25 protein-coding genes are annotated in these 25,158 nt (G+C 63.4%); 5 read left to right on the top strand and 20 right to left on the bottom strand.

Annotation, left to right across the window (positions count from 1 at the left end; translation table 11 throughout):
- Nucleotides 1-11: 11 nt before the first annotated feature.
- From ureG to BG60_RS21195, 19 genes are all read right to left on the bottom strand, one after another.
- Entirely contained in the window at nt 12-662 is a 651-nt protein-coding gene (gene ureG / locus BG60_RS21285) for an urease accessory protein UreG (RefSeq protein WP_034472760.1), read from the bottom strand.
- An 11-nt stretch (nt 663-673) separates the two neighbouring features.
- Nucleotides 674-1,354, bottom strand: coding sequence for an urease accessory protein UreF (locus tag BG60_RS21280; protein ID WP_034472759.1), 681 nt, complete (start codon nt 1,352-1,354; stop codon nt 674-676).
- A complete protein-coding gene (gene ureE / locus BG60_RS21275; protein ID WP_034472758.1) occupies nt 1,341-1,946 on the bottom strand; it encodes an urease accessory protein UreE in 606 nt (201 codons plus the stop codon). The genes BG60_RS21280 and ureE overlap by 14 nt, the downstream gene beginning before the upstream one ends.
- Before the next feature lies 1 nt (nt 1,947).
- Nucleotides 1,948-3,654: an urease subunit alpha gene (ureC, locus tag BG60_RS21270; protein ID WP_034472756.1), complete on the bottom strand. Its 1,707-nt coding sequence runs from the start codon at nt 3,652-3,654 to the stop codon at nt 1,948-1,950.
- Nucleotides 3,655-3,666: 12 nt separating this feature from the next.
- Nucleotides 3,667-3,972: an urease subunit beta gene (locus tag BG60_RS21265; RefSeq protein ID WP_008342484.1), complete on the bottom strand. Its 306-nt coding sequence runs from the start codon at nt 3,970-3,972 to the stop codon at nt 3,667-3,669.
- A 4-nt stretch (nt 3,973-3,976) separates the two neighbouring features.
- Nucleotides 3,977-4,279 carry an urease subunit gamma gene (locus tag BG60_RS21260; RefSeq protein WP_008342482.1) on the bottom strand — a complete coding sequence of 101 codons (303 nt, stop codon included), beginning with the start codon at nt 4,277-4,279 and terminating at the stop codon, nt 3,977-3,979.
- A gap of 99 nt (nt 4,280-4,378) precedes the next feature.
- Nucleotides 4,379-5,098: an amino acid ABC transporter ATP-binding protein gene (locus BG60_RS21255; protein WP_034472754.1), complete on the bottom strand. Its 720-nt coding sequence runs from the start codon at nt 5,096-5,098 to the stop codon at nt 4,379-4,381.
- Nucleotides 5,085-5,735, bottom strand: a complete 651-nt coding sequence (locus BG60_RS21250; protein WP_008342479.1) for an amino acid ABC transporter permease — start codon at nt 5,733-5,735, stop codon at nt 5,085-5,087. Before BG60_RS21250 ends, BG60_RS21255 begins: the two co-directional genes overlap by 14 nt.
- Entirely contained in the window at nt 5,732-6,409 is a 678-nt protein-coding gene (locus BG60_RS21245; RefSeq protein WP_034472752.1) for an amino acid ABC transporter permease, read from the bottom strand. The genes BG60_RS21250 and BG60_RS21245 overlap by 4 nt, the downstream gene beginning before the upstream one ends.
- A gap of 18 nt (nt 6,410-6,427) precedes the next feature.
- On the bottom strand, nt 6,428-7,216 hold the full coding sequence (locus BG60_RS21240; protein ID WP_008342474.1) for a transporter substrate-binding domain-containing protein: 789 nt from the start codon (nt 7,214-7,216) through the stop codon (nt 6,428-6,430).
- Between the two features lie 172 nt (nt 7,217-7,388).
- Nucleotides 7,389-8,249: an urease accessory protein UreD gene (locus tag BG60_RS21235; protein WP_034472749.1), complete on the bottom strand. Its 861-nt coding sequence runs from the start codon at nt 8,247-8,249 to the stop codon at nt 7,389-7,391.
- Nucleotides 8,250-8,281: 32 nt separating this feature from the next.
- Complete coding sequence (gene urtE, locus BG60_RS21230; protein WP_008342470.1) at nt 8,282-8,974, bottom strand: urea ABC transporter ATP-binding subunit UrtE; 693 nt, start codon at nt 8,972-8,974, stop codon at nt 8,282-8,284.
- 150 nt (nt 8,975-9,124) lie between these two features.
- The gene (urtD, locus tag BG60_RS21225; RefSeq protein ID WP_008342468.1) at nt 9,125-9,991 is read right to left on the bottom strand and encodes an urea ABC transporter ATP-binding protein UrtD; all 867 of its coding nucleotides are present in this window, start codon (nt 9,989-9,991) and stop codon (nt 9,125-9,127) included.
- Nucleotides 9,988-11,181, bottom strand: a complete 1,194-nt coding sequence (urtC, locus tag BG60_RS21220) for an urea ABC transporter permease subunit UrtC (RefSeq protein WP_034472746.1) — start codon at nt 11,179-11,181, stop codon at nt 9,988-9,990. The genes urtD and urtC overlap by 4 nt, the downstream gene beginning before the upstream one ends.
- A 3-nt stretch (nt 11,182-11,184) precedes the next feature.
- Entirely contained in the window at nt 11,185-12,789 is a 1,605-nt protein-coding gene (gene urtB / locus BG60_RS21215) for an urea ABC transporter permease subunit UrtB (protein WP_008342464.1), read from the bottom strand.
- Between the two features lie 77 nt (nt 12,790-12,866).
- Nucleotides 12,867-14,174, bottom strand: a complete 1,308-nt coding sequence (urtA, locus tag BG60_RS21210; RefSeq protein WP_008342462.1) for an urea ABC transporter substrate-binding protein — start codon at nt 14,172-14,174, stop codon at nt 12,867-12,869.
- Nucleotides 14,175-14,497: 323 nt separating this feature from the next.
- Nucleotides 14,498-15,814 (bottom strand): MFS transporter, encoded by a 1,317-nt coding sequence (locus tag BG60_RS21205; protein WP_008342460.1) that lies wholly within the window; start codon nt 15,812-15,814, stop codon nt 14,498-14,500.
- A gap of 174 nt (nt 15,815-15,988) precedes the next feature.
- Nucleotides 15,989-16,765 (bottom strand): SDR family oxidoreductase, encoded by a 777-nt coding sequence (locus tag BG60_RS21200; RefSeq protein ID WP_034472743.1) that lies wholly within the window; start codon nt 16,763-16,765, stop codon nt 15,989-15,991.
- Between the two features lie 10 nt (nt 16,766-16,775).
- On the bottom strand, nt 16,776-18,215 hold the full coding sequence (locus BG60_RS21195; RefSeq protein WP_008342457.1) for an aldehyde dehydrogenase family protein: 1,440 nt from the start codon (nt 18,213-18,215) through the stop codon (nt 16,776-16,778).
- 188 nt (nt 18,216-18,403) lie between these two features.
- On the opposite strand from BG60_RS21195, the gene ppa reads away from it, so the two are divergent.
- A complete protein-coding gene (gene ppa / locus BG60_RS21190; RefSeq protein WP_008342456.1) occupies nt 18,404-18,931 on the top strand; it encodes an inorganic diphosphatase in 528 nt (175 codons plus the stop codon).
- Nucleotides 18,932-18,982: 51 nt separating this feature from the next.
- Here ppa and BG60_RS21185 read toward each other — a convergent pair whose 3' ends face one another.
- Nucleotides 18,983-19,276, bottom strand: coding sequence for a GIY-YIG nuclease family protein (locus BG60_RS21185; RefSeq protein ID WP_008342455.1), 294 nt, complete (start codon nt 19,274-19,276; stop codon nt 18,983-18,985).
- Between the two features lie 165 nt (nt 19,277-19,441).
- Here BG60_RS21185 and BG60_RS21180 point away from each other — a divergent pair, with 165 nt between their 5' ends.
- The 4 genes from BG60_RS21180 to BG60_RS21165 all read left to right on the top strand — a co-directional run bounded on the left by BG60_RS21180 (nt 19,442) and on the right by BG60_RS21165 (nt 25,088).
- Nucleotides 19,442-20,584 (top strand): GNAT family N-acetyltransferase, encoded by a 1,143-nt coding sequence (locus BG60_RS21180; RefSeq protein WP_034472740.1) that lies wholly within the window; start codon nt 19,442-19,444, stop codon nt 20,582-20,584.
- A 56-nt stretch (nt 20,585-20,640) separates the two neighbouring features.
- Nucleotides 20,641-22,695 carry an NAD(+) synthase gene (locus tag BG60_RS21175; protein ID WP_034472737.1) on the top strand — a complete coding sequence of 685 codons (2,055 nt, stop codon included), beginning with the start codon at nt 20,641-20,643 and terminating at the stop codon, nt 22,693-22,695.
- 129 nt (nt 22,696-22,824) lie between these two features.
- Nucleotides 22,825-23,163 carry a P-II family nitrogen regulator gene (gene glnK, locus BG60_RS21170; protein WP_008342452.1) on the top strand — a complete coding sequence of 113 codons (339 nt, stop codon included), beginning with the start codon at nt 22,825-22,827 and terminating at the stop codon, nt 23,161-23,163.
- A 167-nt stretch (nt 23,164-23,330) separates the two neighbouring features.
- Nucleotides 23,331-25,088, top strand: coding sequence for a cation:proton antiporter (locus BG60_RS21165; protein ID WP_034472734.1), 1,758 nt, complete (start codon nt 23,331-23,333; stop codon nt 25,086-25,088).
- The last annotated feature ends 70 nt before the right edge of the window (nt 25,089-25,158 follow it).

The raw sequence follows: 25,158 nt of genomic DNA, 5'->3' as shown, positions 1-25,158 counted from the left end.
GATTTTCCGCCTCAAGCCAGCAGCAAACCCTTCTTCTCGATGAAGCGGATGACTTCGTCGAGCCCATCGAGCGCCTTCAGATTGCACATCACGAAGGGCCGCTCGCCGCGCATCTTCTTCGCGTCGCTCGCCATGATGTCGAGATTCGCGCCGACGTGAGGCGCTAGATCGGTCTTGTTGATGACGAGCAGATCCGACTTCGTGATGCCAGGCCCGCCTTTGCGCGGAATCTTCTCGCCGCCCGCGACATCGATCACGTAGATAGTCAGATCGGAGAGTTCGGGGCTGAAAGTCGCCGCGAGGTTATCGCCGCCCGATTCGATGAACACGATATCCGCATCCGGAAACTTCGACACCATGCGATCGACGGCTTCGAGATTGATCGACGCATCTTCGCGGATTGCCGTATGCGGGCAGCCGCCCGTCTCGACGCCCATGATGCGCTCGGCCGGCAGCGCGCCCGCGACGGTCAGCAGGCGCTGATCTTCCTTCGTGTAGATATCGTTGGTGATGGCGACGAGATCGTATTTCTCGCGCATCGCCTTGCAGAGCATTTCGAGCAGCGTGGTCTTGCCGGAGCCGACCGGCCCGCCGACACCGACACGCAACGGCGGCAGTTTCTTGGTTCGGCGAGCGGCGGAAGAGTAAGCGGGAGCGTTCATGGAGTGTCGGTTCAGGAGCGGAAAAGCCGCGAATATTGCGATTCGTGCCGCGCGGACAAAACGCCGAGCTGCGGCGCGAAGGTGTTGATCTGTTCAGGCGCTGTATCGAGCGCGCGGCGCACGGCGGCATCGATCGGCTCGCGCAACGCGACGATGATGCGCTGTCCCGCGAGCTGGCCGAGCGGCACGGCCTTGAGCGCGGCGGCCGCCTGATTCTCGACCCAGCTGAATGCGTAGGCCGCGAGCGCGGCGTCGGGTGCCGCATCGTACGCGAACGCGGCGAACGCGAAGGCGGTCGGCTGCGCGATCGGCTTGATCGCGGCGAGCGTCGCGCGGCGTGCTTCGTCGCCCCATTCGAGCGACACGCACAACTGCGCGAGCGACCAGCCCATCTGCTCCGTTTCGCGTCTCAATTCCGCCGATTCGCGGCTCCCGATGTATTCATCGTTCGCGGCGCTCAGCGCGGCTTCGTCGTGCGAACGCCAGTGTTCGATCTGATGCGCGAGCATCGGCAATTCGCCGCGCGCGAGCACGCTGGAAAGGCCGCTCGCGATCCAGTCGCGCGCGCTGTCGCCGTCGTGGATCAGGCCGTGCTCGATCGCCGCTTCGAGCCCTTGCGAATAGCTGAACGCGCCGATCGGCAATGCCGGCGACGCGAGATGCAACAGCGCGGTGAGCTCAGCGATGCGCATGGCCGTGGTGATGATGACCGTGATCGTGACTATGATCGTGACTATGATCGTGGCCGCACGACGAATGATCGTGATCGTGCCCGTGATGCTCGTCGAATACCTTCTGCGCGAGCGCGTAGTCCTCGCTGAACGTCTCGTCGTGGCCGTGCTTGTGTCCGCCGCCGTACGCGCCCGTTTCGGGCTGGAACGGCTGCGATTCGTGCGCGACGAGCACGCCTAAGCGCTTCAGCATGTCTTCGAGCACGGGATCGGCTTCGAGCTTCAGATACTCCGCGCCGACTTCGACCGGCGTATGCCGGTTGCCGAGGTGATAGGCCGCACGCGTCAAGAGACGCACGCTCGGCGCACGCACGATGAGCACGTCCTCCGCCGCCGCGACGACGCGCACGAAGCCGCCGTCGTCGGCGACGAGCATGTCGCCATCCGCGAGCACGGTGCCGCGCGGCATGACGAGGGCGACTTCCTCGCCGTTGTCGAGCGTGGCGGCGAGGCGGCTCTTGCAGCGCGCATCGAAGGGAAGAGTCAGCGTGGGCGCGCGTTTTTTGAGGACGTCGGCAAGCTTCGCGGTCAGACGTTTGTCGATGGTACGCATATCAGAACAAGAAGTAACGCTGCGCCATCGGCAGAACGGTGGCGGGATCGCATGTGAGCAATTGTCCGTCGGCGATCACCTGATAGGTCTGCGGATCGACGCTGATGGACGGCTGCCATGCATTGTGAATCATGTCGGCCTTCGTCACATTGCGGCAGTTCCTGACCGCGACGATCTGCTTTTGCAAGCCATAACGATCCGCGATGCGCGCCTCCATCGCCATCTGCGATACGAATGTCAGCGACGTCTTGCCAAGCGCGCCGCCGCGCGTCGCGAACATCTCGCGATAATGCACCGGCTGCGGCGTCGGAATGGACGCGTTCGGGTCGCCCATCTGCGCGACCGCGATCATGCCGCCCTTGACGATCATCGCGGGCTTCACGCCGAAGAACGCGGGTTCCCAGAACACCAGATCGGCCCACTTGCCCGGCTCGATCGAGCCGACTTCATGCGCGATGCCGTGCGTGATTGCCGGATTGATCGTGTACTTCGCGACATAGCGCTTCGCGCGGAAATTATCATTACGCGCGCTGTCTTCGGGCAACGCGCCGCGCTGCACCTTCATCTTGTGCGCGGTCTGCCATGTGCGAATGATGACTTCACCGACGCGGCCCATTGCTTGGGAATCCGAAGAAAGCATCGACAGCGCGCCGAGATCGTGAAGGATGTCTTCGGCCGCGATGGTCTCGCGACGAATCCGCGATTCCGCGAACGCGATGTCTTCCGCGATCGACGGATCGAGGTGATGGCACACCATCAGCATGTCGAGATGCTCATCGAGCGTGTTGACGGTGTAGGGGCGCGTCGGATTCGTGGAAGAGGGCAGCACGTTCGATTCGCCCGCGACCTTGATGATGTCCGGCGCATGGCCGCCGCCCGCGCCTTCTGTGTGATACGTGTGGATCGTGCGGCCCTTGAACGCGGCGATGGTCGTTTCGACGAAGCCCGCTTCGTTCAGCGTGTCGGTGTGGATGGCGACTTGCGTGTCGGTGTCGTCGGCGACGCTCAAGCAATTGTCGATCGCGGCGGGCGTCGTGCCCCAATCCTCGTGCAGCTTCAGGCCGATCGCGCCCGCTTTCACCTGCTCGATCAGCGGCTCCGGCAGGCTCGCGTTCCCCTTGCCGAGAAAGCCGAGATTGACGGGCCAGCCGTCGGCGGCCTGCAGCATGCGCTCCATGTGCCACGGGCCCGGCGTGCAGGTTGTCGCGTTGGTGCCGGTCGCGGGGCCGGTGCCGCCGCCGAGCATCGTCGTGACGCCGCTCGCGAGCGCTTCGTCGATCTGTTGCGGGCTGATGAAGTGAATGTGCGTATCGACGCCGCCCGCCGTCACGATCATGCCTTCGCCCGCGATCACTTCCGTCGCCGCGCCGATCGCGATGTTCACGTTCGGCTGAATGTCCGGATTGCCCGCCTTGCCGATGGCGAAGATGCGTCCACCCTTGATGCCGATATCGGCCTTCACGATGCCCCAGTGATCGAGGATCAGCGCATTGGTCACGACGGTATCGACGACGTCGGCGGCGGGGCGCTGCGACTGGCCCATGCCGTCGCGAATCACCTTGCCGCCGCCGAACTTCACTTCTTCGCCGTAGGTCGTGAAGTCGCGTTCCACTTCGATGATGAGATCGGTGTCGGCGAGGCGCACGCGGTCGCCGGTGGTCGGGCCGAACATTTCCGCATAAGCGCGGCGGCCGATGCGTAGCGTCATATCTGTCCTTTTTTAGAGCGGGCCCATGACGAGCGCGTTGAAGCCGTACACATGGCGATCGCCGGCCAGCGCGACGAGTTCGACGGTGCGTTCCTGACCGGGTTCGAAGCGGACTGCCGTGCCCGCCGCGATGTTCAATCGGAAGCCGCGCGCCTTCTCGCGCTCGAATTTGAGCGCCGCGTTGACTTCGTAGAAGTGGAAGTGCGAGCCGACCTGCACCGGCCGGTCGCCATGATTCGCGACGACGACCGTAACCGTCTCGCGGCCCGCATTGAGCTCGTGCTCGCCATCGTCGATGAAATATTCGCCGGGGATCATGATGTCAGGGAATCGGATGATGAACGGTGACGAGCTTGGTGCCGTCGGGGAAGGTCGCTTCGATCTGGATGTCGGGAATCATCTCGGGCACGCCTTCCATCACGTCGTCGCGCGTGAGCAGCGTGGTGCCGTAGTGCATGACTTCGGCGACGGTCTTGCCGTCGCGCGCCGCTTCCATCAATGCCGCCGATATGAACGCGACCGCTTCCGGATGATTGAGCTTGAGGCCGCGCGCGCGGCGACGCTCGGCGAGCAGGGCCGCTGTGAAGATCAGCAGCTTGTCCTTTTCTCTGGGCGTGAGTTTCATGGGCTTCTTCTATGGAGAAAAGTGTTTCGGGCTTTGCAATGCTAGCACCGGAATGCCGCGTCTCATGCGCTTTTAAGGGGCTTTCGGTAGGCTTTCGGCTTACTGGATGAAGCGCTGCAACTCCACGGTCGACGGCCGCTCGAAGATGGCGTCCGGCGTGCCCGATTCCCACACGCGCCCCTGATGCATGAACACGACCTTGTCGCTCACCTTGCGCGCGAAGCGCATTTCGTGCGTGACCATGATGAGCGTCATGCCGTCGCGCGCGAGGTCTTCGACGACCGCTAGCACTTCGCCGACGAGTTCGGGATCGAGCGCCGATGTGATCTCATCGCAGAGCAGCACGGTCGGCTTCATCGCAAGTGCGCGCGCGATCGCGACGCGTTGCTGCTGACCGCCCGAAAGCTGATCGGGAAAAGCATCGAACTTGTCGCCGAGACCGACGCGTTCGAGCACGGTATGCGCCGTCGCGCGCGCCTTCGCCCTGTGGATCTTCCTGACGACGGTCTGCGCGAGCATCACGTTTTCGCCCGCGGTGAGATGCGGAAAGAGGTTGTACTGCTGAAACACCATGCCGACTTTCAGCCGCAGCGCGCGCAGGTCGGCATGACGCGCATCGATATGCTCGCCGTCGATTTCGATCGAGCCTTCGTCGATGCTCTCCAGACCGTTGAGCGTGCGCAGCAACGTGCTCTTGCCCGAGCCGCTGCGCCCGATGATCGACACGACTTGTCCGCGCTCGACGGCGAAGTCGATGCCCTTCAGCACCTGATTCGCGCCGAACTGCTTCTGAAGATTGCGGGTTTCAACGAGCGGCATTCCATTTCCTTTCGAGCGTGCGCGCATAGCGCGTCAGCGGATAGCAAAGCAAGAAGTAGATAACGGCGACGAGCCCATACACGAGAAACGGCCGGAAAGTTGCGTTCGAAATCATCGTGCCAGCCTTCGTCAGTTCCGTGAAGCCGATGATCGATACGAGCGCCGTGTCCTTCACCGCCTGCACCGCGAAGCCGACCGTCGGGCCGACCGCGATGCGCGTCGCTTGCGGCAGGATCACGTGACGAAGCTGCTCCATGTAACTCATCGCGAGCGACGACGATGCTTCCCACTGGCCCTTCGGCACCGCTTCGACCGCGCCGCGCCAGATCTCCGCGAGATACGCGCTCGTGAAGAGCGTGAGACCGACGCTCGCCGCGAGCCACGGCGACACGTCGATGCCGAGCAAGGGCAGGCCGAAGAACACGAGGAACAACTGCATGAGAAGCGGCGTGCCCTGAAAGAGCTGGATATAGCCTTTGACGAGCATGCGCAGCACTTGCGATTTCGACACGCGCATGACGAGCAGCACGAAGCCGACGATGCCGCCCAGCACGAACGACACGATCGACAGCACGACGGTCCAGCGCGCCGCGAGCAGCAGGTTCTCGAAGATCTGCGCGAGCGTGAATTCGATCATCGCGCGGCGCTCCGGTGATTCATCAGAAAGCGCTTGCCCATGGCGTTCAATGCGGCGCGCAGAGCGAGCGCCATCACGAGATACGCGGCCGTGATGAAGAAGCACGTCTCGAACGCGCGGAAGTTGCGCGACTGGATATAGCTCGCGGCATACGTGAGATCGGGCACCGATATCTGCGAGACGACCGCCGAGCCGAGCATCGTGATGACGATCTGGCTCGTCAATGCGGGGAACACTTTGGCGAGCGCTTGCGGCAACACGACATGACGGAACGTCTCGCCACGCGACATCGCGAGCGATGCCGCCGCTTCGAGATGACCCTTCGGCACGGCGGCGACGCCCGCGCGCACGATCTCGATCGAGTACGCGCCGAGATTGAGCGTCATCGCGAGAATGGCCGCGACGTATTCGCTGAGATGAATGCCGAGCGCGGGCAGGCCGAAGAATACGAAGAACAGTTGCACGATGAACGGCGTGTTGCGGACCGCTTCGACATAGGCGCCGACGATCGCCGCGAGCCACGCATGCCGGCTGTTGCGCGCGGCGGCGCCGAGCACGCCGACCGACACGCCGAGCGCCGTCGAGACGGCGGTCAGCGCGAGCGTGGTCGCCGCGCCGCTCGCGAACATGCCCGCGTACTGCGCGAGATCGGCGAATTGAAGTTCATAGGCCATACGATGCCGCGCTCCCGATCAAAGGGTCGCGGGCAGCGGCTGGTTGAACCACTTCTTCGACATCGTGTTGAGCGTGCCGTCCTTCTTCGCCTGCGCGATGGTGTCGTCCACTTTCGACATCAGGCGCGGCTCGTTCTTGTTCATGCCGACGAAGCACGGCGAATCCTTGATGATGAACTTCGCTTCCGGCCGGCGCGGCGGATTCTTCGACAGGATCGCCGCCGCGACGATGTTGCCCGCCGCGATCAGTTGCACCTGTCCCGAGAGAAAGGCCGAGATGGTCGCGTTGTTGTCCTCGAAGCGCTTGATGGTCGCGTTGGGCGCCATCTGCGAGAGCGCGATCTCTTCGAGCGCGCCGCGCGTGGCGCCGACGGTCTTGCCGGTGAGATCGGCGGGGCTCGTCACCTTGATGTCGGCGGGGCCGAACACGCCTTGGAAGTAGGGCGCGTAAGCCGTCGAGAAGTCGAGCACCTTCTCGCGTTCCGGCGTCTTGCCGAGCGACGAGATCACGAGATCGACCTTGTTGGTCGTCAGATACGGGATGCGGTTCGCGCTGTTGACGGGCACGAGTTCGAGCTTCACGTTCATCGACTTGGCGAGCAGCGCGGCCATGTCGACGTCGTAGCCTTGCGGTTTCATGTCGGCGCCGACCGAGCCGAAGGGCGGATAGTCTTCGGGCACGGCGACGCGCAGCGTGCCGTTCTTCGCGATGGTGTCGAGCGCGTCGGCATGCGCGGCGAGAGGCGCGAGGGAAAGCAGCAGCGCGACGAGTGCGGTGCGCCGCGTGCGGGAAAAAGTCGTGAGCATCGATGATCCTTCGGTCTTGAACGGCCGCGTTGGAATGCGCGGCTCTCGAGCGAAGGCTTAAAGCGAGAGTCGTGCCATCGATGCCTATTTCTTATGCTGTCAGCGTTTGCCGGTTACGCATATATCGCCGCGCACAACGGATGTGCAGACGCGTGCGCTTCGTTGGTGCGTACTAGGTAGTCCACAAACGCAGAGGTCGCGCATCGACGCCATGCACGAGCGGACGAAGACGCGACCAGCAATCGGTGAGTGCGTTTTGCAGCGGTTCCATGGAGCGGCTGATCGCGCGCACGATCAGCACGCCCGGCGCGACGCACGATGCGCCCGCGCGGAGCTCATCGTCGAAGGGAAGATGTGCGGCGAGGGTCTCGGCGAGGGCATCGTCGCATGCGGGGCCGATCGCCCAGAGCGTGCCGTAAGCGGGGAAGCCCGCGAGACCTTGAGCGGAGTCGCGCAGCGGATCGCGCGCATCGAGCAGCGTGCGTTCGAACCAGAGCGTCGAACCATTGCGATGCGCGATACGCGATGTCGCCTTGATTTGCCCTTGCGTCCACTTTTCGCCGGCGGCGGCGCGCCCGAGCAGCATTGCGTCCCAGCCGATCGCGCTCGCGCCTTCATCGAGTGTCAGGTTGAATTCGAGTTCGACGTTCGACGATTCGAACACGATGTTGTTTTGCGGAAGCCAGTCGAGCCTGGCGTGCGCGGCGAGATCGATATCGATGCGCTGCGTCGCGAGCTTGCCGTTGGCCTTGTACCACTTGGTCGCGCCGGGCGTCGTGATGACGGCGTGCGTGTCTTGGTGCAGACGAACGTCGATGGAAAGACGATCGCCGCCCGCGACGCCGCCGGGCGGGTGCACGATCACCGAATGACAGATATCGCCTTCGGGATAGAGCGGCCGTTGCAGCCGCAATGGGCCTTCGTGCTTGCGATGAACGCAGACGGTGCGGCCGTGCTGACGCGCGTAGCCGAGTTCGAGCGAGCCGCGCCAGATGTTCGGATCGGCGAGTGTTGCGTGCGATTCGTGGTGCATGAGCGATGCGTTTTTCTAGAGCGGAGCCTCGATCATACGGCGATCAGCTCGCGCACTCCATGCGCGTCCATTTCCGAGCCCGCGCCGCCCGCGACGATTTCGCCGCGGCTCATGACCCAGTATCGATCGGCGAGTTCGCGCGCGAAGTCGTAATACTGCTCGACGAGCAGGACCGTCATGCCCATTTCGTCGACGAGTTGCCGAAGCGTTCGGCCGATATCGCGGATGATCGATGGCTGAATGCCTTCGGTCGGCTCGTCGAGGATGAGCAGTTGCGGCTCGCTCATCAGCGCGCGGCCGATTGCGAGTTGCTGTTGTTGACCGCCGGAGAGATCGCCGCCTCGGCGGTTCTTCATGTCTTTGAGGACGGGGAACAGCGCGTAGATGTGATCGGGAATCTTCGATGGCGCTTTGCGGCTCGCTGCGCCGACGAGCAGGTTTTCTTCGACGGTGAGACGGCCGAAGATGTCGCGGCCTTGCGGCACGTAGGCGAGGCCGTTTGCGACGCGCGCGTGGGTGGGCATCGAGGAGAGCTTGTTGCCGCGCCAGGCGATGGTGCCGCTTTTTGTCGGGACGACACCCATCAGGCAGCGAAGGAGCGTCGTTTTGCCCACGCCGTTGCGGCCCAGCAGGACGGTGAGTTTTCCATCGGGGACGGTGAGTTTCACATCGCGGAGGATGTGGCTGCCGCCATAGTATTGGTTCAGGTTTTCGACTTCTAGCATTTGCTTTGTCTCTTGGTCTGCGCTTGTTTGCTTACGCTTGCGTGGAGTCCTGTGATCGCGTCGGTCTATTAGCACTGCCCCGCACAGGGGCAACGCTAATCGACCACTAAGAAAACAGGCTTGCACGACGACCCACGCCGACATAAAACACTAACGCCCAAGATAAGACTCAATAACGGCCTCGTCCCGTTTGACGTCATCGAGCGTGCCTTCGGCAAGAACACTCCCCTCAGCCATAACAGTAACCTTCCCGCTATCCCCCGAAAGCGCAGCAACAAACTCCATATCATGCTCGACGACCATCATCGAACACGACCCACGCAGCTTGTTGAGCAACTCCGCGAGTTCCATCGTTTCATGATCGGTCATGCCGGCCGCAGGCTCATCGAGCAGCAAGAGAGCAGGCTGCTGCATCAACAACATGCCGATTTCGAGCCGCTGCTTCTGCCCATGCGACAACTCGCCCGCAAGCCGCGTCGCCTGATGCTGAAGGCGAATCAGCTCGAGCGTCTCTTCGATGCGAGCCTGCGCGGCACCATCCAGCCGCGCCCTCAACGATGCGAACCAGCGCTTGTCCGTCTTCATCGCGAGTTCGAGGTTCTCCCACACCGGATGATTCTCGAACACAGTCGGCTTCTGAAACTTGCGCCCGATGCCCGTGCGCGCAATCACCGGCTCCGACATGCGCGTCAGATCGAACGTCTGCCCGAGAAAAACCTTGCCGTCGTCGGGACGTGTCTTGCCGGTGATGACATCCATCATCGTCGTCTTGCCCGCGCCGTTCGGACCGATCACGCAGCGCAACTCGCCCACATCGATCGACAACGTCAGCTTGTTCAGCGCGCGAAAGCCGTCGAAGCTCACGGTGACGTCCTCGAGATAGAGGATCGTGCCGTGCGATACATCGATCTCGCCGGGCGCGAGCACATGCCCCAGGCCCGACGACACGTTGATGTTCTTGTGGCTCGTCTCCGGAATCGGCGGCAAATCCACGATCAATGCGTTATGTGCAGTCATTCGGCAGCGTCTCCATGCGCCTTCTTGCGGCGCGCGAGATCGATCAGTCCCATGATGCCGTTCGGCAGAAGCAAGGGCACGAGCGTGAAGATGAGGCCGAGGAAAAACAGCCAATACTCCGCGAAATAGGCGGTGAAAAAGCTCTTCGCGCCGTTGACGGCGAACGCGCCGACGATCGGTCCGATCAGCGTGCCGCGTCCGCCGACCGCGACCCAGATCGCCATTTCGATCGAGTTCGCGGGCGACATCTCGCTCGGATTGATGATGCCGACCTGCGGCACATACAACGCGCCCGCGATGCCGCACAACACCGCCGACACCGTCCAGATGAAGAGCTTGTACGCGAGCGGGCTATAGCCGAGGAACATCAGGCGCGCTTCGCCGTCGCGCACGCCGGTGACCACTCGCCCGAGCTTCGACGTGACGATCCATCTCGCCGCGAGAAACGCGAGCACGAGCACCGCGAACGTGATGAGAAAGAGGGCGGTGCGCGTGCCCGGATGCGTGATTGGAAAGCCCGCGATGCGCTTGAAGTCGGTGAAGCCGTTGTTGCCGCCGAAGCCCGTTTCGTTGCGATAGAAAAGCAGCATCGCGGCGAAGGTCATCGCCTGCGTGATGATCGACAGATACACGCCCTTCACGCGCGAGCGGAACGTGAAGAAGCCGAACACCCACGCAAGCACGCCAGGCACGAGGACGACGAGCAACAGCGCATACCAGAGATGTTCCGTGCCCTCCCAGTACCACGGCAGCTTGTGCCAGTCGAGAAACACCATGAAGTCGGGAAGATCGCTTTGATACGTCCCCTCGCGGCCGATCGAGCGCATCAGGTACATGCCCATCGCGTAGCCGCCGAGCGCGAAGAAAAGCGCATGGCCCAAGCTCAGAATGCCGCAATAGCCCCATACGAGGTCGAGCGCGAGCGCGCCGATTGCGTAGCACATGAGCTTGCCGACGAGCGTCATCGCATAAGCCGAGAGATGGAACGTGCTCGTTTCCGGCAGCACGAGCGCGCTGACGGGCACGAAGATCACCATCGCGATGATGAGCGCGATCAACGCGAGCCAGCCTTTCTTCGGCAAGAGCGCGGCGCGCGGCGGCAGGCCGAGCGCGAAGCCCGCGCGCGCGGCGCCCGGATCGGGTTGCGGCGTGACGTCGAGGTTCGTGCCGACATTGGTCGAGGCGGTCATGTCTCAAGCCTCCGCGCTGCGGCCCTTGAGGGCGAACATGCCCTGCGGACGCTTCTGGATGAACAACACGATGAGCACGAGCACCGCGATCTTCGCGAGCACCGCGCCCCAGAACGGCTCGACCGCCTTGCTGACGAGCCCGAGCCCGAAGCCGCCGATCACCGTGCCCGCGAGCTGGCCGACGCCGCCGAGCACCACCGCCATGAACGAATCGATGATGTAGCTCTGGCCGAGATCGGGCCCGACGTTGCCGATCTGCGAGAGCGCGCAGCCGCCGAGTCCCGCGATGCCCGCACCGAACGCGAACGCGTACGAATCGACACGCGCTGTCTTGACGCCGACGCACGCGGCCATGCGGCGGTTCTGCGTCACCGCGCGCACGAAGAGGCCGAGGCGCGTCTTCGTGAGCACGCCCCACGCGATCGCGACGACGGCGAGCGAGAACGCGAGGATCGTCAGACGGTTGTACGGGAGGATGAGGTTCTGCATCACGGTGACGCCGCCGCTCATCCACGAGGGATTCGTCACCTGCACGTTCTGCGCGCCGAAGAGCGTGCGCGTCGCCTGAATCAGGATCAGGCTGATGCCGAAGGTCGTCAGCAGCGTTTCGAGCGGACGTCCGTAGAGATGCTTCAGCACGAGCCTTTCGAGCACGATGCCGACGAGCCCCGCGGCGATGAACGACGCAGGCACCGCGAAGAGCGGATACCAGTTGAACGCGGCGGGCGCGTAATGCTGCACGAGGTTCTGCACGACATAGGTCGCATAGGCGCCGATCATCAGGAACTCGCCGTGCGCCATGTTGATGACGCCGATCAGCCCATATGTGATCGCAAGCCCGAGCGCCGCGAGCAGCAGCACGCTGCCGAGCGAGAGGCCCGCGAAGATCGTGCCGAAGATTTCGCTGCGGCGCTGAATCGAATCGAGTGCGTAGATGCCTTCCTGAGCCGCGTTGCGTACGCGTTCGTCGGGTTCGTTGAACGTGCCGTCGGCCTTCTTCGCGACGATCGGGCGCAGCAGTTCGTACATGTCGAGGTCATGGCGCGCCGCGACGAGTTGCGCGGCTTCGAGACGCCTGTTCACGTCGGGATCGTGCAGCGCGGTCATCGCCCAGAGCGTGTCGAGGCGCTTCTTTAGTTCGGAATCCTTTTCGATTGCGCGGGCTCGGTCGATCATCGGCTTCATCGATGCGTCCGGGTTCTTCAGCAACGCAGCGATGGCGTCGCGGCGTTTGGCCGTATCGGGCGATGCGAGCTGCAGCCCCGACAACGCGCCCGCGACCTTCGTGCGCAGCAGATTGTTCAGCGTGATCGGTTGCGCATCAGGCGCTTCGGCGGTCTTGCCGGTGATCGCGTCCTTCGTGCCGTCATCGGTCTGAATGTAGACGTGACCGTTATCGGTCGCGACGAGCGAGCCATCGGACAGCGCGCCGAGCACGGCGATGGAAGGCGCATCGGCATTGGCAATGAGCTTGTCGATGGCGGCGGTCTTGGCTTCGAAGTCGTCGCCGGCGAGCGGGGCGAGATCGTCGTTGGTGAGCGCGTGGGCCGCGAGCGACGTCATCGCGAGGATGAGCGCAAAGAGCGCGCGCTTGAGGGAGCCGGTCATGTGGGCCTTTCCGTTAGAACTCGAAAGGCCGCGCGCATCGCATGAAACGCGCGGCCTCGCTGCATCGACGTCACGCGTTACGCGACACGCACACGCTGACGGCGCAGGAACGCGGGAATCGAGCTGACGACATCCGGCTTGCCCTCGTTGCCCGCGATATACGGGCTCCACGGCTGCGCGCGTATGGCGGTCTTCGTCTTCCAGACGACGTTGAACTGACCGTCGCCGCGAATTTCGCCGATCATCACGGGCTTATGCAGATGATGGTTGCCGTCCATCGTCAGCGTGAAGCCGGAAGGCGCGGCGAAGGTCTGACCGACCATCGCGGTGCGGACCTTGTCGACATCGGCGCTCTTCGCCTTTTCGACGGCCTGCTTCCACATGTGGATGCCGACGAAGGTCGCTTCCATCGGATCGTTGGTGACGCGCTTGTCGCCGCCCGGAAGGTTCTGCGCCTTTGCGTACGCAAAGAATTCCTTCTCGAACTTCGAGTTGTTCGGGTTCTTCACCGACATGAAGTAGTTCCATGCGGCAAGATGGCCGACGAGCGGTTTCGTGTCGATGCCGCGCAGTTCCTCTTCGCCGACCGAGAACGCGACGACAGGCACGTCCGTCGCTTTCAGGCCCTGGTTGCCGAGTTCCTTGTAGAACGGTACGTTCGAATCGCCGTTGATCGTAGAGATGACAGTCGTCTTTCCCCCTTGGGCAAAGGTCTTGATGTTCGCGACGATGGTTTGATAGTCGCTATGTCCGAACGGTGTGTAGACCTCCTGAATGTCTGCATCTTTCACGCCCTTGGAGTGAAGGAACGCGCGCAGGATCTTGTTGGTCGTGCGCGGGTACACGTAGTCGGTGCCGAGCAGGAAGAAGCGCTTGGCGCTGCCGCCTTCCGGTCCCATCAGATATTCGACGGCGGGAATCGCCTGCTGATTCGGCGCGGCGCCCGTATAGAACACGTTGCGGGACATCTCTTCGCCTTCGTACTGCACGGGGTAGAAGAGCAGGCCGTTGAGTTCCTCGAACACCGGCAGCACGGACTTGCGCGACACCGAGGTCCAGCAGCCGAACACGACCGCGCACTTGTCCTGCGTGAGAAGCTGACGCGCCTTCTCGGCGAAGAGCGGCCAGTTCGAAGCGGGATCGACGACGACGGGCTGAATCTGCCGGCCCATGACGCCGCCGCTCTTGTTGATATCGGCGATGGTCATGAGCGCCGTGTCTTTCAGCGACGTCTCGGAGATCGCCATCGTGCCCGACAGCGAATGGAGGATGCCGACCTTGATCGGACCGGTATCGGCGGCGTGGGCTTTCGTGATCGGAAGTTGGCCCGCAAGGGCGAGCGCGCCCGACATGGAGCCGAACTTCAGCAGACTGCGTCGTTTCATTTCTGTGTTCCCCTTGCCGATGTGGTTGTTTGAGCAATGACGATTGCTCGGAGCGTTCTGCAAGGGGTATGCCAATTGGGGTCTTTTGCCCTAATGGCGGGGGTTTGCGGGGAATCGCAGGGAAGTTTTACTTCGGGGGATGGGGGTTAGCGGGCGAGGTTTTGGTGCATGCACGGGGGATGTGCATCGTTGCGGTGCGGGTTTCGTTCTTTTTCGCCGGCTCGCGATTACGCGTCGGTCTATTGGGACTGCCCTGCACAAGGGCAGTGCCAGCAGACCGACGCGATCACAGGCTTCCGCGAAAAAGAAAGCGGAACGCAACCTTACCGATTAACCAACCGCGCCGGCACACTAAGCACAAGCACAGCCCCAAGAACGAGAAAACCCGCGAGCATATACATCCCACTCGAATTAGAAGCAGTGACCTGCTTCAACCACCCCACGAGATAAGGACTCAAAAACCCGGCAAGATTCCCAAGCGAGTTGATCATCGCAATACCCGCAGCCGCCCCGGTGCCGGCAAGAAACGCCGTCGGCAGACTCCAGAACAGCGGCAGCGTCGTGAGAATGCCCATCGTGGCGAGCGTGAGGCCGAGCATCGCGAGCGTCGTGTTGTTGAACCACACCACCGACAGCACCAGCCCGATCGCACCGATCAACGCCGGAATCGCGATATGCCAGCGACGCTCGCCGGAACGATCCGCGCTGCGCGCCGCGTACAGCATGCCGATCACCGCCGCGCCATAAGGAATCGCGGAGAGCAGGCCGACATGCAGCGCATCCTTGATCCCCATCGACTTGATGATCGTCGGCAGCCAGAAGCTCACGCCATACAGTCCCATCACGAACGAGAAGTAGATGATGCTCATCAGCCACACCTTCGGGCTCGACAAGATCTTGCCCAGCGACAGATCTTCCTTCTGGACGTTATCCGCCGCGATGTTGCGTTCGAGCAGTTCGCGTTCTTCCTGCGTGAGCCAAGAAGCCTTCGAGATACGATCGTCGAGCTTCAGGAACACGACGATGCCGACGATGATCGACGGAATGCCTTCGAGCAGCAGCAGCCATTGCCAGCCGTGCCAGCCGTTCTTCATGTGGAACGCATCCATGATCCAGCCGCTGATCGGCCCGCCGATCAGACCCGAAAGCGCGATCGCCGTCATGAACAGCGTCGTGATGCGCCCGCGCCGCTGCGCCGGAAACCAGTACGTCAGATAAAGAATGATGCCGGGGAAGAAGCCCGCTTCCGCCGCGCCGAGCAGAAAGCGCATGACGTAGAACATCGTCGGCGTGGTGATGAACATCGTGAGCGCCGAAATGACGCCCCACGTAATCATGATCCGCGCGATCCACACGCGCGCGCCGACGCGATGCAAGATGATGTTCGACGGAATCTCGAAGATGAAGTAGCCGAAGAAGAAAATGCCCGCGCCGAAGCCGTACACGGCATCCGACAGTTGCAAATCGGCGGCCATCTGCAGCTTGGCGAAGCCGACGTTCACGCGGTCGAGATACGCCACCACATAACAGATCAGCAGAAGCGGCGCGAGACGCCAGACGACCTTTCGGTAAGTGGCCTCCTCGAACGCGGAAGGCGTGCCCGCGCCGGGGCGCGGCATGGGTTTGGCGGTGCTGGCCATGATGCTTGTCTCCAATATTTTTGTGTGCGCCAGGCGAGCGGACGGGCCCGCTCGCGATTACAGGCGCGTAAGGATTCTAGCCCGTCGGCCGCACCGCAAAACGCCCGTTTCTGCTAGGGAAAGCACCGATGCCCGCGCCCGCCGCACGCGGCGCGCGGCGTGCGCGGGCAAGCGTCAGACGCAGCGTCCGCCGTCCACTTCGAGCGCGACGCCGGTGATGAACTCCGCATCGTCGGATGCGAGATAAAGCGCCGCGTTGGCGATGTCCTGAGGCGTCGAAAGCCGGCCGAGCGGTATCGTCGCGAGAAACTTGCGGCGGTTCTCGGGCGTGTCCTCCATGCCCATGAACTCGGAGAGCAGGGCGGTCTCGCCCATCACCGGATTGATGCAGTTCACGCGGATGCGGTCCGCGCCCAGTTCGACCGCGAGCGCCTTGCTCGCGATGATGACCGCCGCCTTGCTGCCGTTGTACCAGACGAGTCCCGGACGCGGCCGCACGCCCGCCGTCGACGCGATATTGATGAACGCGCCGCCGCCCCGTTCGCGAAAGTACGGCACGAACTGCTCGACGCTCCAATAGATGCTCTTCACGTTCACCGCGTAGACGCGGTCGAATTCGGCCTCGGTGACGTCGAGAACGGGCTTGTTACGGTGCGTCGTGCCCGCGTTGTTGACGACGACCTGCACGCTGCCGAAGTCCCCGATCGCGGCATCGAAGAGCGTTTGCCAGTCGGCGCGCTGCGTCACATCGCCTTGAACGGCGATCGCGCGGCCGTGCTTCACCTCCGGCGACGATGCGAGCGCGATCTCGCTCGCGACGCGCTCGGCGGCCGGCCCGTTCAGATCGTTGACGACGACGTTCGCGCCCTCACGCGCGAACGTCTTCGCGATGCCTTCGCCGAATCCCGAGCCGCCGCCCGTCACGATGACGGTTTTGCCTTGCAGTCGCATGCGTGTCTCCTTATCCGTGTTTGATGGCGATGGTCTTGAGCGTCGTGAAGCCGTACAGCGCCTCGAAGCCTTTCTCGCGTCCGTGTCCCGAATGCTTGACGCCGCCGAACGGCAATTCGATGCCGCCGCCCGCGCCGTAGTTGTTGATGAACACCTGTCCGGAACGCACGCGGCGCGCGAGCCGCATCTGACGCGCGCCGTCGCGGGTCCAGATGCCGGCGACGAGCCCGTAGTCGGTGCCGTTGGCGAGTCGGAGCGCGTCGGCTTCGTCGTCGAAGGGCATCGCGGCGAGCACCGGGCCGAACACTTCCTCGCGCGCGAGACGATGCGTCGGCGGGACGTCGCGCAACAGCGTCGGCGCCTGATAGAAGCCCGCTTCGGGCGCATCGCCGACGACTTCGCCGTGCGCGGCCATCGGAATGCCGTCGTGCTGTGCATCGGACAGAAAATCCCACACGCGCTGCTGCTGCTTCGCGCTGATGAGCGGGCCGCAGTCGAGATCGAGCTTGCTCGGACCGACCTTCAGCGCCGCGAACGCCTCCGAGAGACGATCCAGCAAGGGTTCGTACGCCGCGCGCTCGATCAGCACGCGGCTGCCCGCCGAGCACGTCTGTCCGGCGTTCTGCACGATCGCGGCGACGAGCACGGGAAGGGCGGCGTCGAAATCGGCATCGGCGAATACGATTTGCGGCGACTTGCCGCCGAGTTCCAGCGTGACGGGGACGTGATTGTCGGCGGCCATCTTGGTGACGGCCGCGCCCGTCGCGGGCGAGCCGGTGAACGAGATGTGATCGATGCCCGGATGCCGCGCGAGCGCCGCGCCCGCTTCGTGACCGTATCCGGTGACGATATTGAGCGCGCCATCCGGCAGGCCGGCTTCCGCCGCCAGTTCCGCGATGCGCAACAGCGACAGGCACGCGTCCTCCGCCGGCTTCACGACGCACGCGTTGCCCGTGGCGAGCGCCGCGCCGACGCTGCGCCCGAAAATCTGCAGCGGATAGTTCCACGGCACGATATGCCCGGTCACGCCGTGCGGCTCGCGGATCGTGAGCACGGTGTAGCCGTGCTGATAGGGCAGGGTTTCGCCGTGGAGCTTGTCGGCGGCGCCCGCGTAAAACTCGAAATAGCGCGCGATGCCGGTGGCGTCGGCGCGTGCCTGCTTCAGTGGCTTGCCGGTGTCGCGCGCCTCGACCTGCGCGATCTCCTCGTGGCACGCGCCGATCAGCATCGACAGGCGCGCGAGGATGCGCCCGCGTTCCGCCGCGCTCGTCGCGCCCCAGCCGCCGTCGAAGGCCGCGCGGGCGGCGGCGACCGCGCGGTCGATGTCCGCCGCGGTGCCCCGCGCGATCTGCGCGAAGACCTGGCCATCGGACGGATCGACGACCGGAATCGTCTCGTTGCCCGATGCCGCGATCCAGCGGTTATCGATGAAATGCTTCGCGTCTTCCATGCATGTCTCCTGAAATCGGATGTTCTGGAGCCGGAAACCGATTATCGCGCCAACCGGGAACGTGCGTCGGGCGCGCGGGGTCGATTGGCTATAATGGCGAAATCACGCGCAGACAAGCGCGACGGGCCGCAAGACACCGTCCGCCCGTGCGATTCCATCTCCGATCTCAACTTCTCCAGAGAGCGCTCATGAGCTTCAACAACGTACCTCCCGGCAAAGATCTCCCGCACGATTTCAACGTCATCATCGAAATTCCCGCGCAGAGCGATCCGGTCAAATACGAAGCGGACAAGGACATGGGCCTGCTCGTCGTCGACCGTTTCGTCGGCACCGGCATGCGCTATCCGGCGAACTACGGCTTCATTCCGCAGACGCTCTCCGGCGACGGCGACCCGGTCGACGTGCTCGTCATCACGCCGTATCCGCTGCTGGCGGGCTCGGTCGTGCGCGCGCGCGCGGTCGGCATGCTGCAGATGACCGATGAATCGGGCGTGGACGCGAAGCTCGTCGCGGTGGCGCACGACAAGGTCTGCCCGATGACGGCGAACATCAAGTCGATCGACGACGTGCCCGAGTATCTGAAAGACCAGATCAAGCACTTCTTCGAGAACTACAAGGCGCTCGAAAAGGGCAAGTGGGTGAAGGTCGAAGGCTGGGCCGGCATCGACGCCGCGCACAAGGAAATCTCGGAAGGCGTCGCGAACTACAAGAAGTAAGCGCGTTCTCCGACAAAACGCCGCCGCGTGTCACCCACGCGGCGGCGTTTTTTATTCTTCTTCGCTTGCTTCGGTCTGAGGCAACAACGACTCCAGCGTCCTTTCCCCCGCAATCAACGCGCGCTTCTGCTGCGCGGTCAGTTGCTTGACGCGATATTCCGCGCGCAGCGCCTCCGATTTCCCCGCCAGTTCGAACGACGCCAGCACGCGCACCGGCTTTCGCGCCCGCGTGTAGCGCGCGCCCTTGCCGCTCGCGTGCGCGGTGAAGCGCGCCTCGACGTCCGTCGCGATGCCCGTGTAGAGGCTGCCGTCGGCGCATTCGATCAGGTACAGAAACCAGGGCATGGGAGAACGATGAAAGATTTGCCGCGCATTATCGCCGAAAGCACCGCGCCGGGGCGTTTTGTCCGCATCGGCGCGCCGCTGCGACTTGCGCGAGAATAGCCGCTTTCGGGCGCGCTCTGCGGTGGTTCGGGCGCGCTCGTCGGTCAATCACAGCGAGGTAGCCTGTTGAATCGCGAGGTCGAAATTCATGTGGTCGATGCGCTCGCCGACATCGCCGCCGACGACTGGAACCGGCTCGCCGGCGAAAACCCGTTCGTGCGTCACGCGTTTCTCTCGGCGTTGCAGGAGACGGAGTGCGCCGTCAAGCGCACCGGCTGGCGCGCGCATCATCTGATACTGAAGCGTGGCGGCGAATTTGCCGGCGCGATGCCGCTCTACATCAAGTCGCATTCGCGCGGCGAATACGTGTTCGATCACGCCTGGGCCGATGCCTTCGAGCGCCACGGTCTGCGCTACTACCCGAAGGCGCTGTCGGCGGTGCCGTTTTCGCCGGTCACGGGCCCGCGCCTCATCGCCGCGCATCACGAGGATCGCGTGCTGCTCGCGCGCGGCGCGATCGAATTGACGCGGCGACTCGAACTGTCGTCGCTGCACGTGCTGTTTCCACACGCGCAGGATGTCGAGGCGCTCACCGACGCGGGCTACATGCTGCGCGAAGGCGTGCAGTTCCACTGGGAGAATGTGCCCGGCGATGGCTACGCGAGCTTCGACGCCTTCCTCGCGACGATGAGCCACGACAAGCGCAAGAAAGTGAAGCAGGATCGCCGGCGCGTGGCGGATGCGGGCGTCACGTACAAGTGCCTGCGCGGTGGCGAAATCGACGATGCCGCGCTCGACTTCTTCTACGACTGTTACGACAACACGTATCGCGAGCACTGGAACGCGCCGTATCTGACGCGCGAGTTCTTCGGCCGCATTCACGCCGATGCGCCCGACAGCATGCTGCTCGTCATCGCCGAAGCGGACGGCGAGCGCCTCGCGTGCGCGCTCAACATGATCGGCGGCGACACGATGTACGGCCGCTATTGGGGCACGCGGGAGTTCGTCTCCGGGCTGCACTTCGAGACGTGCTACATGCAGGGCATCGCGTATTGCATCGAACATAGGCTCGCGCGTTTCGAGGGCGGCGCGCAGGGTGTGCACAAGATGTCGCGCGGACTGTTGCCGACGCCGACATGGTCCGCGCACTGGATCGCGGATCGGCGTTTCGCGCACGCGATCGCCGAATTTCTCGATGCCGAAACGCAGGCGATGGATCAGCACATCGAGGAACTCGAAGCGCACACGCCGTTCAGGAAGAAAACCTGAGATGCGATAATCGATTCGACCCCCTTCGCTGCAACTCGCGCACATCCATGTCAGCCATGAGCAGAAATTTCTTCAACCTGTACAGCCACGATTTCGCGCGCGTCGCGGTCGGCGTTCCGTCCTGCAAGGTCGCCGATCCCGCGTTCAACGCGGCGCAGACGATCGAACTCGCGAAAGAAGCCGCCGCGCACGGCGCGGTGCTCGTCGCGTTTCCCGAGCTCGGGGTGTCCGCGTATACGTGCGACGATCTCTTCCATCAGCGCGCGTTGCTCGACGCGTGCGAGGACGCGCTGCAAAGCATTCTCGACGCATCGAAGCAACTCGATATCGCGATGATCGTCGGCGCGCCGGTGCGCGCCGAGCACAAGCTCTTCAACTGCGCGATCGTCATCGCCGGCGGCTTTATTCGCGGCGTCGTGCCGAAGAGCTATCTTCCGAACTACGGCGAGTTCTACGAGGCGCGCCAGTTCAGTCCCGCCGATGCCGCCGCCGAAAACACGGTCACGCTATGCGGTCAGGACGTGCCGTTCGGCGCGTCGCTGCTGTTTCAGATCGAGGATCTTCCGCTCTTCCGGTTTCACGTCGAGATTTGCGAGGACGTGTGGGTGCCGATTCCGCCGTCGTCGTTCGCGGCGCTTGCGGGCGCGACCGTGCTCGTGAATCTGTCGGCGTCGAATATCGTCGTGGGCAAGTCGGCTTATCGGCATCAGCTCGTCGGGCAGCAGTCTGCGCGTTGCGTCGCGGCGTATCTGTACACATCGGCGGGCAATGGCGAATCGTCCACCGATCTCGCCTGGGACGGGCAAGGCCTCATCTACGAAAACGGCGAGCTGCTGGCGGAGTCCGAGCGCTTCTCGGACAAGTCGCACCTCATTTACGCCGATATCGATCTCGAACGCCTCTCGCGCGAACGCATGCGGCAAACCACGTTCGGCCGCTCGACGCATCGCCACGCCGGCGAAGTCGCGCAATTCGACGTGATCGAATTTCCACTATCGATTCCCGACGATGAAAAGCTGCCGCTCGAACGCCGGGTCGCGCGCTTTCCGTACGTGCCCGCCGATGCCGCGCGCCGCGACGAACGATGCAACGAGGTCTACAACATTCAGGTGCAGGCGTTGCTGCAACGGCTGCAATCGTCGGGGATGTCGAAGGTGGTCATCGGCATATCGGGCGGGCTGGACTCGACGCATGCACTGCTCGTGTGCGCGAAAGCGATGGACCGCCTCGGTCTGCCGCGCTCGAACATCCTCGCCTATACGATGCCCGGCTTCGCCACCAGCGACCGCACGCTCAAGCAGGCGCGCGAGCTGATGGAAGTCGTCGGCTGCACGGCGAGCGAGATCGACATTCGTCCGAGCTGCGTGCAGATGCTCGCCGACATCGGCCATCCGCACAGCACGGGCGCCGAACAATACGACATCACGTACGAGAACGTGCAGGCGGGCGAACGCACGAGCCATCTGTTCCGGCTCGCGAACTTCAACCATGCGATCGTCATCGGCACGGGCGATCTGAGCGAGCTCGCACTTGGTTGGTGCACCTACGGAGTGGGCGATCACATGTCCCACTACAACGTGAACGCGAGCGTGCCGAAGACGCTGATCACGCATCTGGTGCGCTGGGTTGCCGAGTCGGGACAGATCGGCGGAAGCGGAACCGATGTGCTCGAAAACATCCTCTCCACCGATATCAGCCCGGAACTCATCCCCGGCAAGACGAGCGGCGTGGTGGAGCAGAAGACGGAGAGCGTCATCGGCCCGTACGAATTGCAGGACTTCAATCTGTACTACACGTTGCGCTTCGGCTTTGCACCAACGAAGGTCGCGTTTCTCGCGTTGCATGCATGGCGCGATCGCGATGCGGGCGCGTGGCCGGAAGGCCCGACCGTTACGCGGAATCAATACGACATCGGCGCGATCCGCAAAAATCTGCGCATCTTCCTGGATCGGTTCTTCCGCACGAGTCAGTTCAAGCGCTCATGCGTGCCGAACGCGCCGAAGGTGGGCTCGGGCGGCTCGCTTTCGCCGCGCGGCGACTGGCGCGCGCCGAGCGACGGCCAGGCGACGGTGTGGCTCGCGGACCTCGAACGCGTGCCGACGAAGGAGTGATATCCGACGTCCTCGCGAATATACGGACCGCCTGCTCGATGAAACGCGGCTAGAATCGAAAACATCTGTCCCGCGCGGGACACGACCTTTTTTCGAACCCCTTGAATCGATCTTTACGCGAGGCACGCCATGAAACGCATCACCGCCATCATCAAACCGTTCAAGCTCGACGAAGTTCGCGAAGCGCTGGCCGAAGTGGGCCTGACCGGTCTCACGGTCACGGAAGTGAAGGGCTTCGGCCGTCAGAAGGGGCATACCGAGCTTTATCGTGGTGCAGAGTATGTCGTCGACTTCCTGCCGAAGGTGAAGATCGAAGTCGTCGTCGCGAACGATCAAACCGATCAGGTCATCGACGCGATCATCGGCGCCGCGCGCACGGGCAAGATCGGCGACGGCAAGATCTTCGTCGCCGATGTCGAGCGCGTGATCCGCATTCGCACCGGCGAGGAAAACGAAGCGGCAGTCTGAGCGCCGTCGTTCTTTCGTTTTCATCGAGGCCCGCCATTTGCGCGGGCCTTTTCTTTGCGCTTGCACCAGCGCGATGCGCGTCCAAAAGATCGCTTGCCGGAGGGCAGGAATCCGCGTCCGTGCGGTAACATCGGCTATCCCATTATCATTTTGTAAGGAAATAGTTGATGCATCACGCGATCGGCTTCATTCAGGATCTCGCAGTGATCATGGCCATCGCGGGCGTGGTGACGGTGCTCTTTCACCGTCTGCGGCAGCCGGTCGTGCTGGGTTATATCGCGGCGGGCGTGATCATCGGGCCGTACACGCCGCCGTTCAATCTGATCCACGACGAAGCGACCATCCAGACGCTCGGCGAACTCGGCGTCGTCTTCCTGATGTTTTCGCTCGGGCTCGAATTCAGCTTGCGCAAGCTCTTCAAGGTCGGCGCGACCGCCTTCGTCGCCGCGCTTTCGGAAATCGTGCTGATGATCTGGGTCGGCTACGAGATCGGGCGATGGTTCGGCTGGAGCTCGATGGACTCGCTCTTTCTCGGCGCGATGCTCGCGATCTCGTCGACAACCATCATCGTGAAGGCGCTTTCCGAACTCGGCATGAAGGGCGAGCACTTCGCGCAGATCGTGTTCGGCATTCTGATCGTCGAAGACATACTCGCGATCGCGATGCTCGTGCTGCTCTCCGGCATCGCGCAGACGGGGTCTGTAAGCGCTGGCGTCGCGGTCGTCACGCTCGGCAAGCTGCTGCTTTTCATGACGGTGTCGCTGGTCGTCGGCATTCTCACGGTGCCGCGCGCGCTCAACTACGTCGCGAAGGCGAAGAGCGACGAGATGCTGCTCGTCACCGTGCTCGGCTTCTGCTTCGGCTTCTGCCTGCTCGTCGTGAAGCTCGATTATTCGATCGCGCTCGGCGCGTTTCTCATCGGCGCGATCATGGCGGAGTCGCGGCATCTCGCGCGCATCGAGCATCTGATCGCGCCGGTGCGCGACATGTTCTCGGCGATCTTCTTCGTCACCATCGGTTTGCTGCTGAACCCGACGGTGCTCGTCGACTACGCGTGGCCGATCGCCGTCATCACGATTGCCGTCGTGCTCGGCAAGATCGTGTCGTGCGGGCTCGGCGCGTTTCTCGCCGGCAAGGACGGCCGCACGTCGATGCGCGTCGGCATGAGCGTCTCGCAGATCGGCGAGTTCTCGTTCATCATCGCGTCGCTCGGCCTGTCGCTGAAGGTCACGAGCAGCTTTCTCTATCCGATCGCGGTGGCCGTGTCCGCGCTCACGACGCTCTTCACGCCGTATCTGATCCGCGCCGCCGATCCGCTCACGATGCGCCTTTCCCGCGCGATGCCCGCGCCGCTCGCGCATACCTTCGGCCTGTATTCGCAGTGGCTCGCGAGCCTGACGCCCGCGTCCGGCGGCCCGACGCTTTTCTCGATGACGCGGCGCATCGTCATGCAGATCGCGGTGAATCTCGCGCTCGTCGCGGCGATTTTTCTCGGCGCGTCGTATGCGGCGCCGTTCGCGTCGGGCTATCTCGCGCGCTGGCTCGACACCGATAACGCGCAGCGCGTCGTGCTGTGGGGCGCCGCGTTGGTGATCGCGCTGCCGTTTCTCGTCGCGGTGTATCGCAAGCTCGAATCGCTCGCGCTGCTGCTCGCCGAAGTGAGCGTGCAGCCCGCGAAAGCGGGGCGCTTCACGAGCGCGATCCGTTCGGCGATTTCCGGGCTCATTCCGATCGTCGCGATGTTCGGCGTCTTCCTGCTCGTCGCGGCACTGTCGGGCGGGATCCTGCCGCCGTTCGGGTTGATGGTCGGCGTACTCGTGTGCGTCGCGCTGTTGCTGACCGTGTTGTGGCGCTGGTGCGTGAAAATCCACGCGACGATGCAGATCGCCTTGCGCGAGACCTTCGAGGAGCCGCGCGACCATTGAGGGTCTTCGTCACGGGATAGCCCCGACAGCGGCCCGCACCGGGTTCCCGCGATAATGTGAGCCAATGTGA

The sequence above is a fragment of the Caballeronia zhejiangensis genome, from assembly GCF_000698575.1.
GTDB classification, from domain to species: Bacteria; Pseudomonadota; Gammaproteobacteria; order Burkholderiales; family Burkholderiaceae; genus Caballeronia; species Caballeronia zhejiangensis.
This window is presented reverse-complemented; position numbering and strand designations above follow the sequence as displayed.

Bases quoted from the DNA above. Each gene is read 5' to 3' on its own strand.
- glnK (WP_008342452.1), top strand. From the start codon at position 22,825: ATGAAACGCATCACCGCCATCATCAAACCGTTCAAGCTCGACGAAGTT.
- BG60_RS21240 (WP_008342474.1), bottom strand. From the start codon at position 7,216: ATGCTCACGACTTTTTCCCGCACGCGGCGCACCGCACTCGTCGCGCTG.
- urtB (WP_008342464.1), bottom strand. From the start codon at position 12,789: ATGACCGGCTCCCTCAAGCGCGCGCTCTTTGCGCTCATCCTCGCGATG.
- BG60_RS21245 (WP_034472752.1), bottom strand. From the start codon at position 6,409: ATGGCCTATGAACTTCAATTCGCCGATCTCGCGCAGTACGCGGGCATG.
- BG60_RS21175 (WP_034472737.1), top strand. From the start codon at position 20,641: ATGAGCAGAAATTTCTTCAACCTGTACAGCCACGATTTCGCGCGCGTC.
- BG60_RS21235 (WP_034472749.1), bottom strand. From the start codon at position 8,249: ATGCACCACGAATCGCACGCAACACTCGCCGATCCGAACATCTGGCGC.
- ppa (WP_008342456.1), top strand. From the start codon at position 18,404: ATGAGCTTCAACAACGTACCTCCCGGCAAAGATCTCCCGCACGATTTC.
- urtE (WP_008342470.1), bottom strand. From the start codon at position 8,974: ATGCTAGAAGTCGAAAACCTGAACCAATACTATGGCGGCAGCCACATC.
- BG60_RS21195 (WP_008342457.1), bottom strand. From the start codon at position 18,215: ATGGAAGACGCGAAGCATTTCATCGATAACCGCTGGATCGCGGCATCG.
- urtD (WP_008342468.1), bottom strand. From the start codon at position 9,991: ATGACTGCACATAACGCATTGATCGTGGATTTGCCGCCGATTCCGGAG.
- BG60_RS21265 (WP_008342484.1), bottom strand. From the start codon at position 3,972: ATGATCCCCGGCGAATATTTCATCGACGATGGCGAGCACGAGCTCAAT.
- BG60_RS21205 (WP_008342460.1), bottom strand. From the start codon at position 15,814: ATGGCCAGCACCGCCAAACCCATGCCGCGCCCCGGCGCGGGCACGCCT.
- urtA (WP_008342462.1), bottom strand. From the start codon at position 14,174: ATGAAACGACGCAGTCTGCTGAAGTTCGGCTCCATGTCGGGCGCGCTC.
- ureC (WP_034472756.1), bottom strand. From the start codon at position 3,654: ATGACGCTACGCATCGGCCGCCGCGCTTATGCGGAAATGTTCGGCCCG.
- BG60_RS21260 (WP_008342482.1), bottom strand. From the start codon at position 4,279: ATGAAACTCACGCCCAGAGAAAAGGACAAGCTGCTGATCTTCACAGCG.
- urtC (WP_034472746.1), bottom strand. From the start codon at position 11,181: ATGACCGCCTCGACCAATGTCGGCACGAACCTCGACGTCACGCCGCAA.
- BG60_RS21280 (WP_034472759.1), bottom strand. From the start codon at position 1,354: ATGCGCATCGCTGAGCTCACCGCGCTGTTGCATCTCGCGTCGCCGGCA.
- BG60_RS21165 (WP_034472734.1), top strand. From the start codon at position 23,331: ATGCATCACGCGATCGGCTTCATTCAGGATCTCGCAGTGATCATGGCC.
- BG60_RS21250 (WP_008342479.1), bottom strand. From the start codon at position 5,735: ATGATCGAATTCACGCTCGCGCAGATCTTCGAGAACCTGCTGCTCGCG.
- BG60_RS21200 (WP_034472743.1), bottom strand. From the start codon at position 16,765: ATGCGACTGCAAGGCAAAACCGTCATCGTGACGGGCGGCGGCTCGGGA.
- ureG (WP_034472760.1), bottom strand. From the start codon at position 662: ATGAACGCTCCCGCTTACTCTTCCGCCGCTCGCCGAACCAAGAAACTG.
- BG60_RS21255 (WP_034472754.1), bottom strand. From the start codon at position 5,098: ATGCCGCTCGTTGAAACCCGCAATCTTCAGAAGCAGTTCGGCGCGAAT.
- ureE (WP_034472758.1), bottom strand. From the start codon at position 1,946: ATGCGTACCATCGACAAACGTCTGACCGCGAAGCTTGCCGACGTCCTC.
- BG60_RS21185 (WP_008342455.1), bottom strand. From the start codon at position 19,276: ATGCCCTGGTTTCTGTACCTGATCGAATGCGCCGACGGCAGCCTCTAC.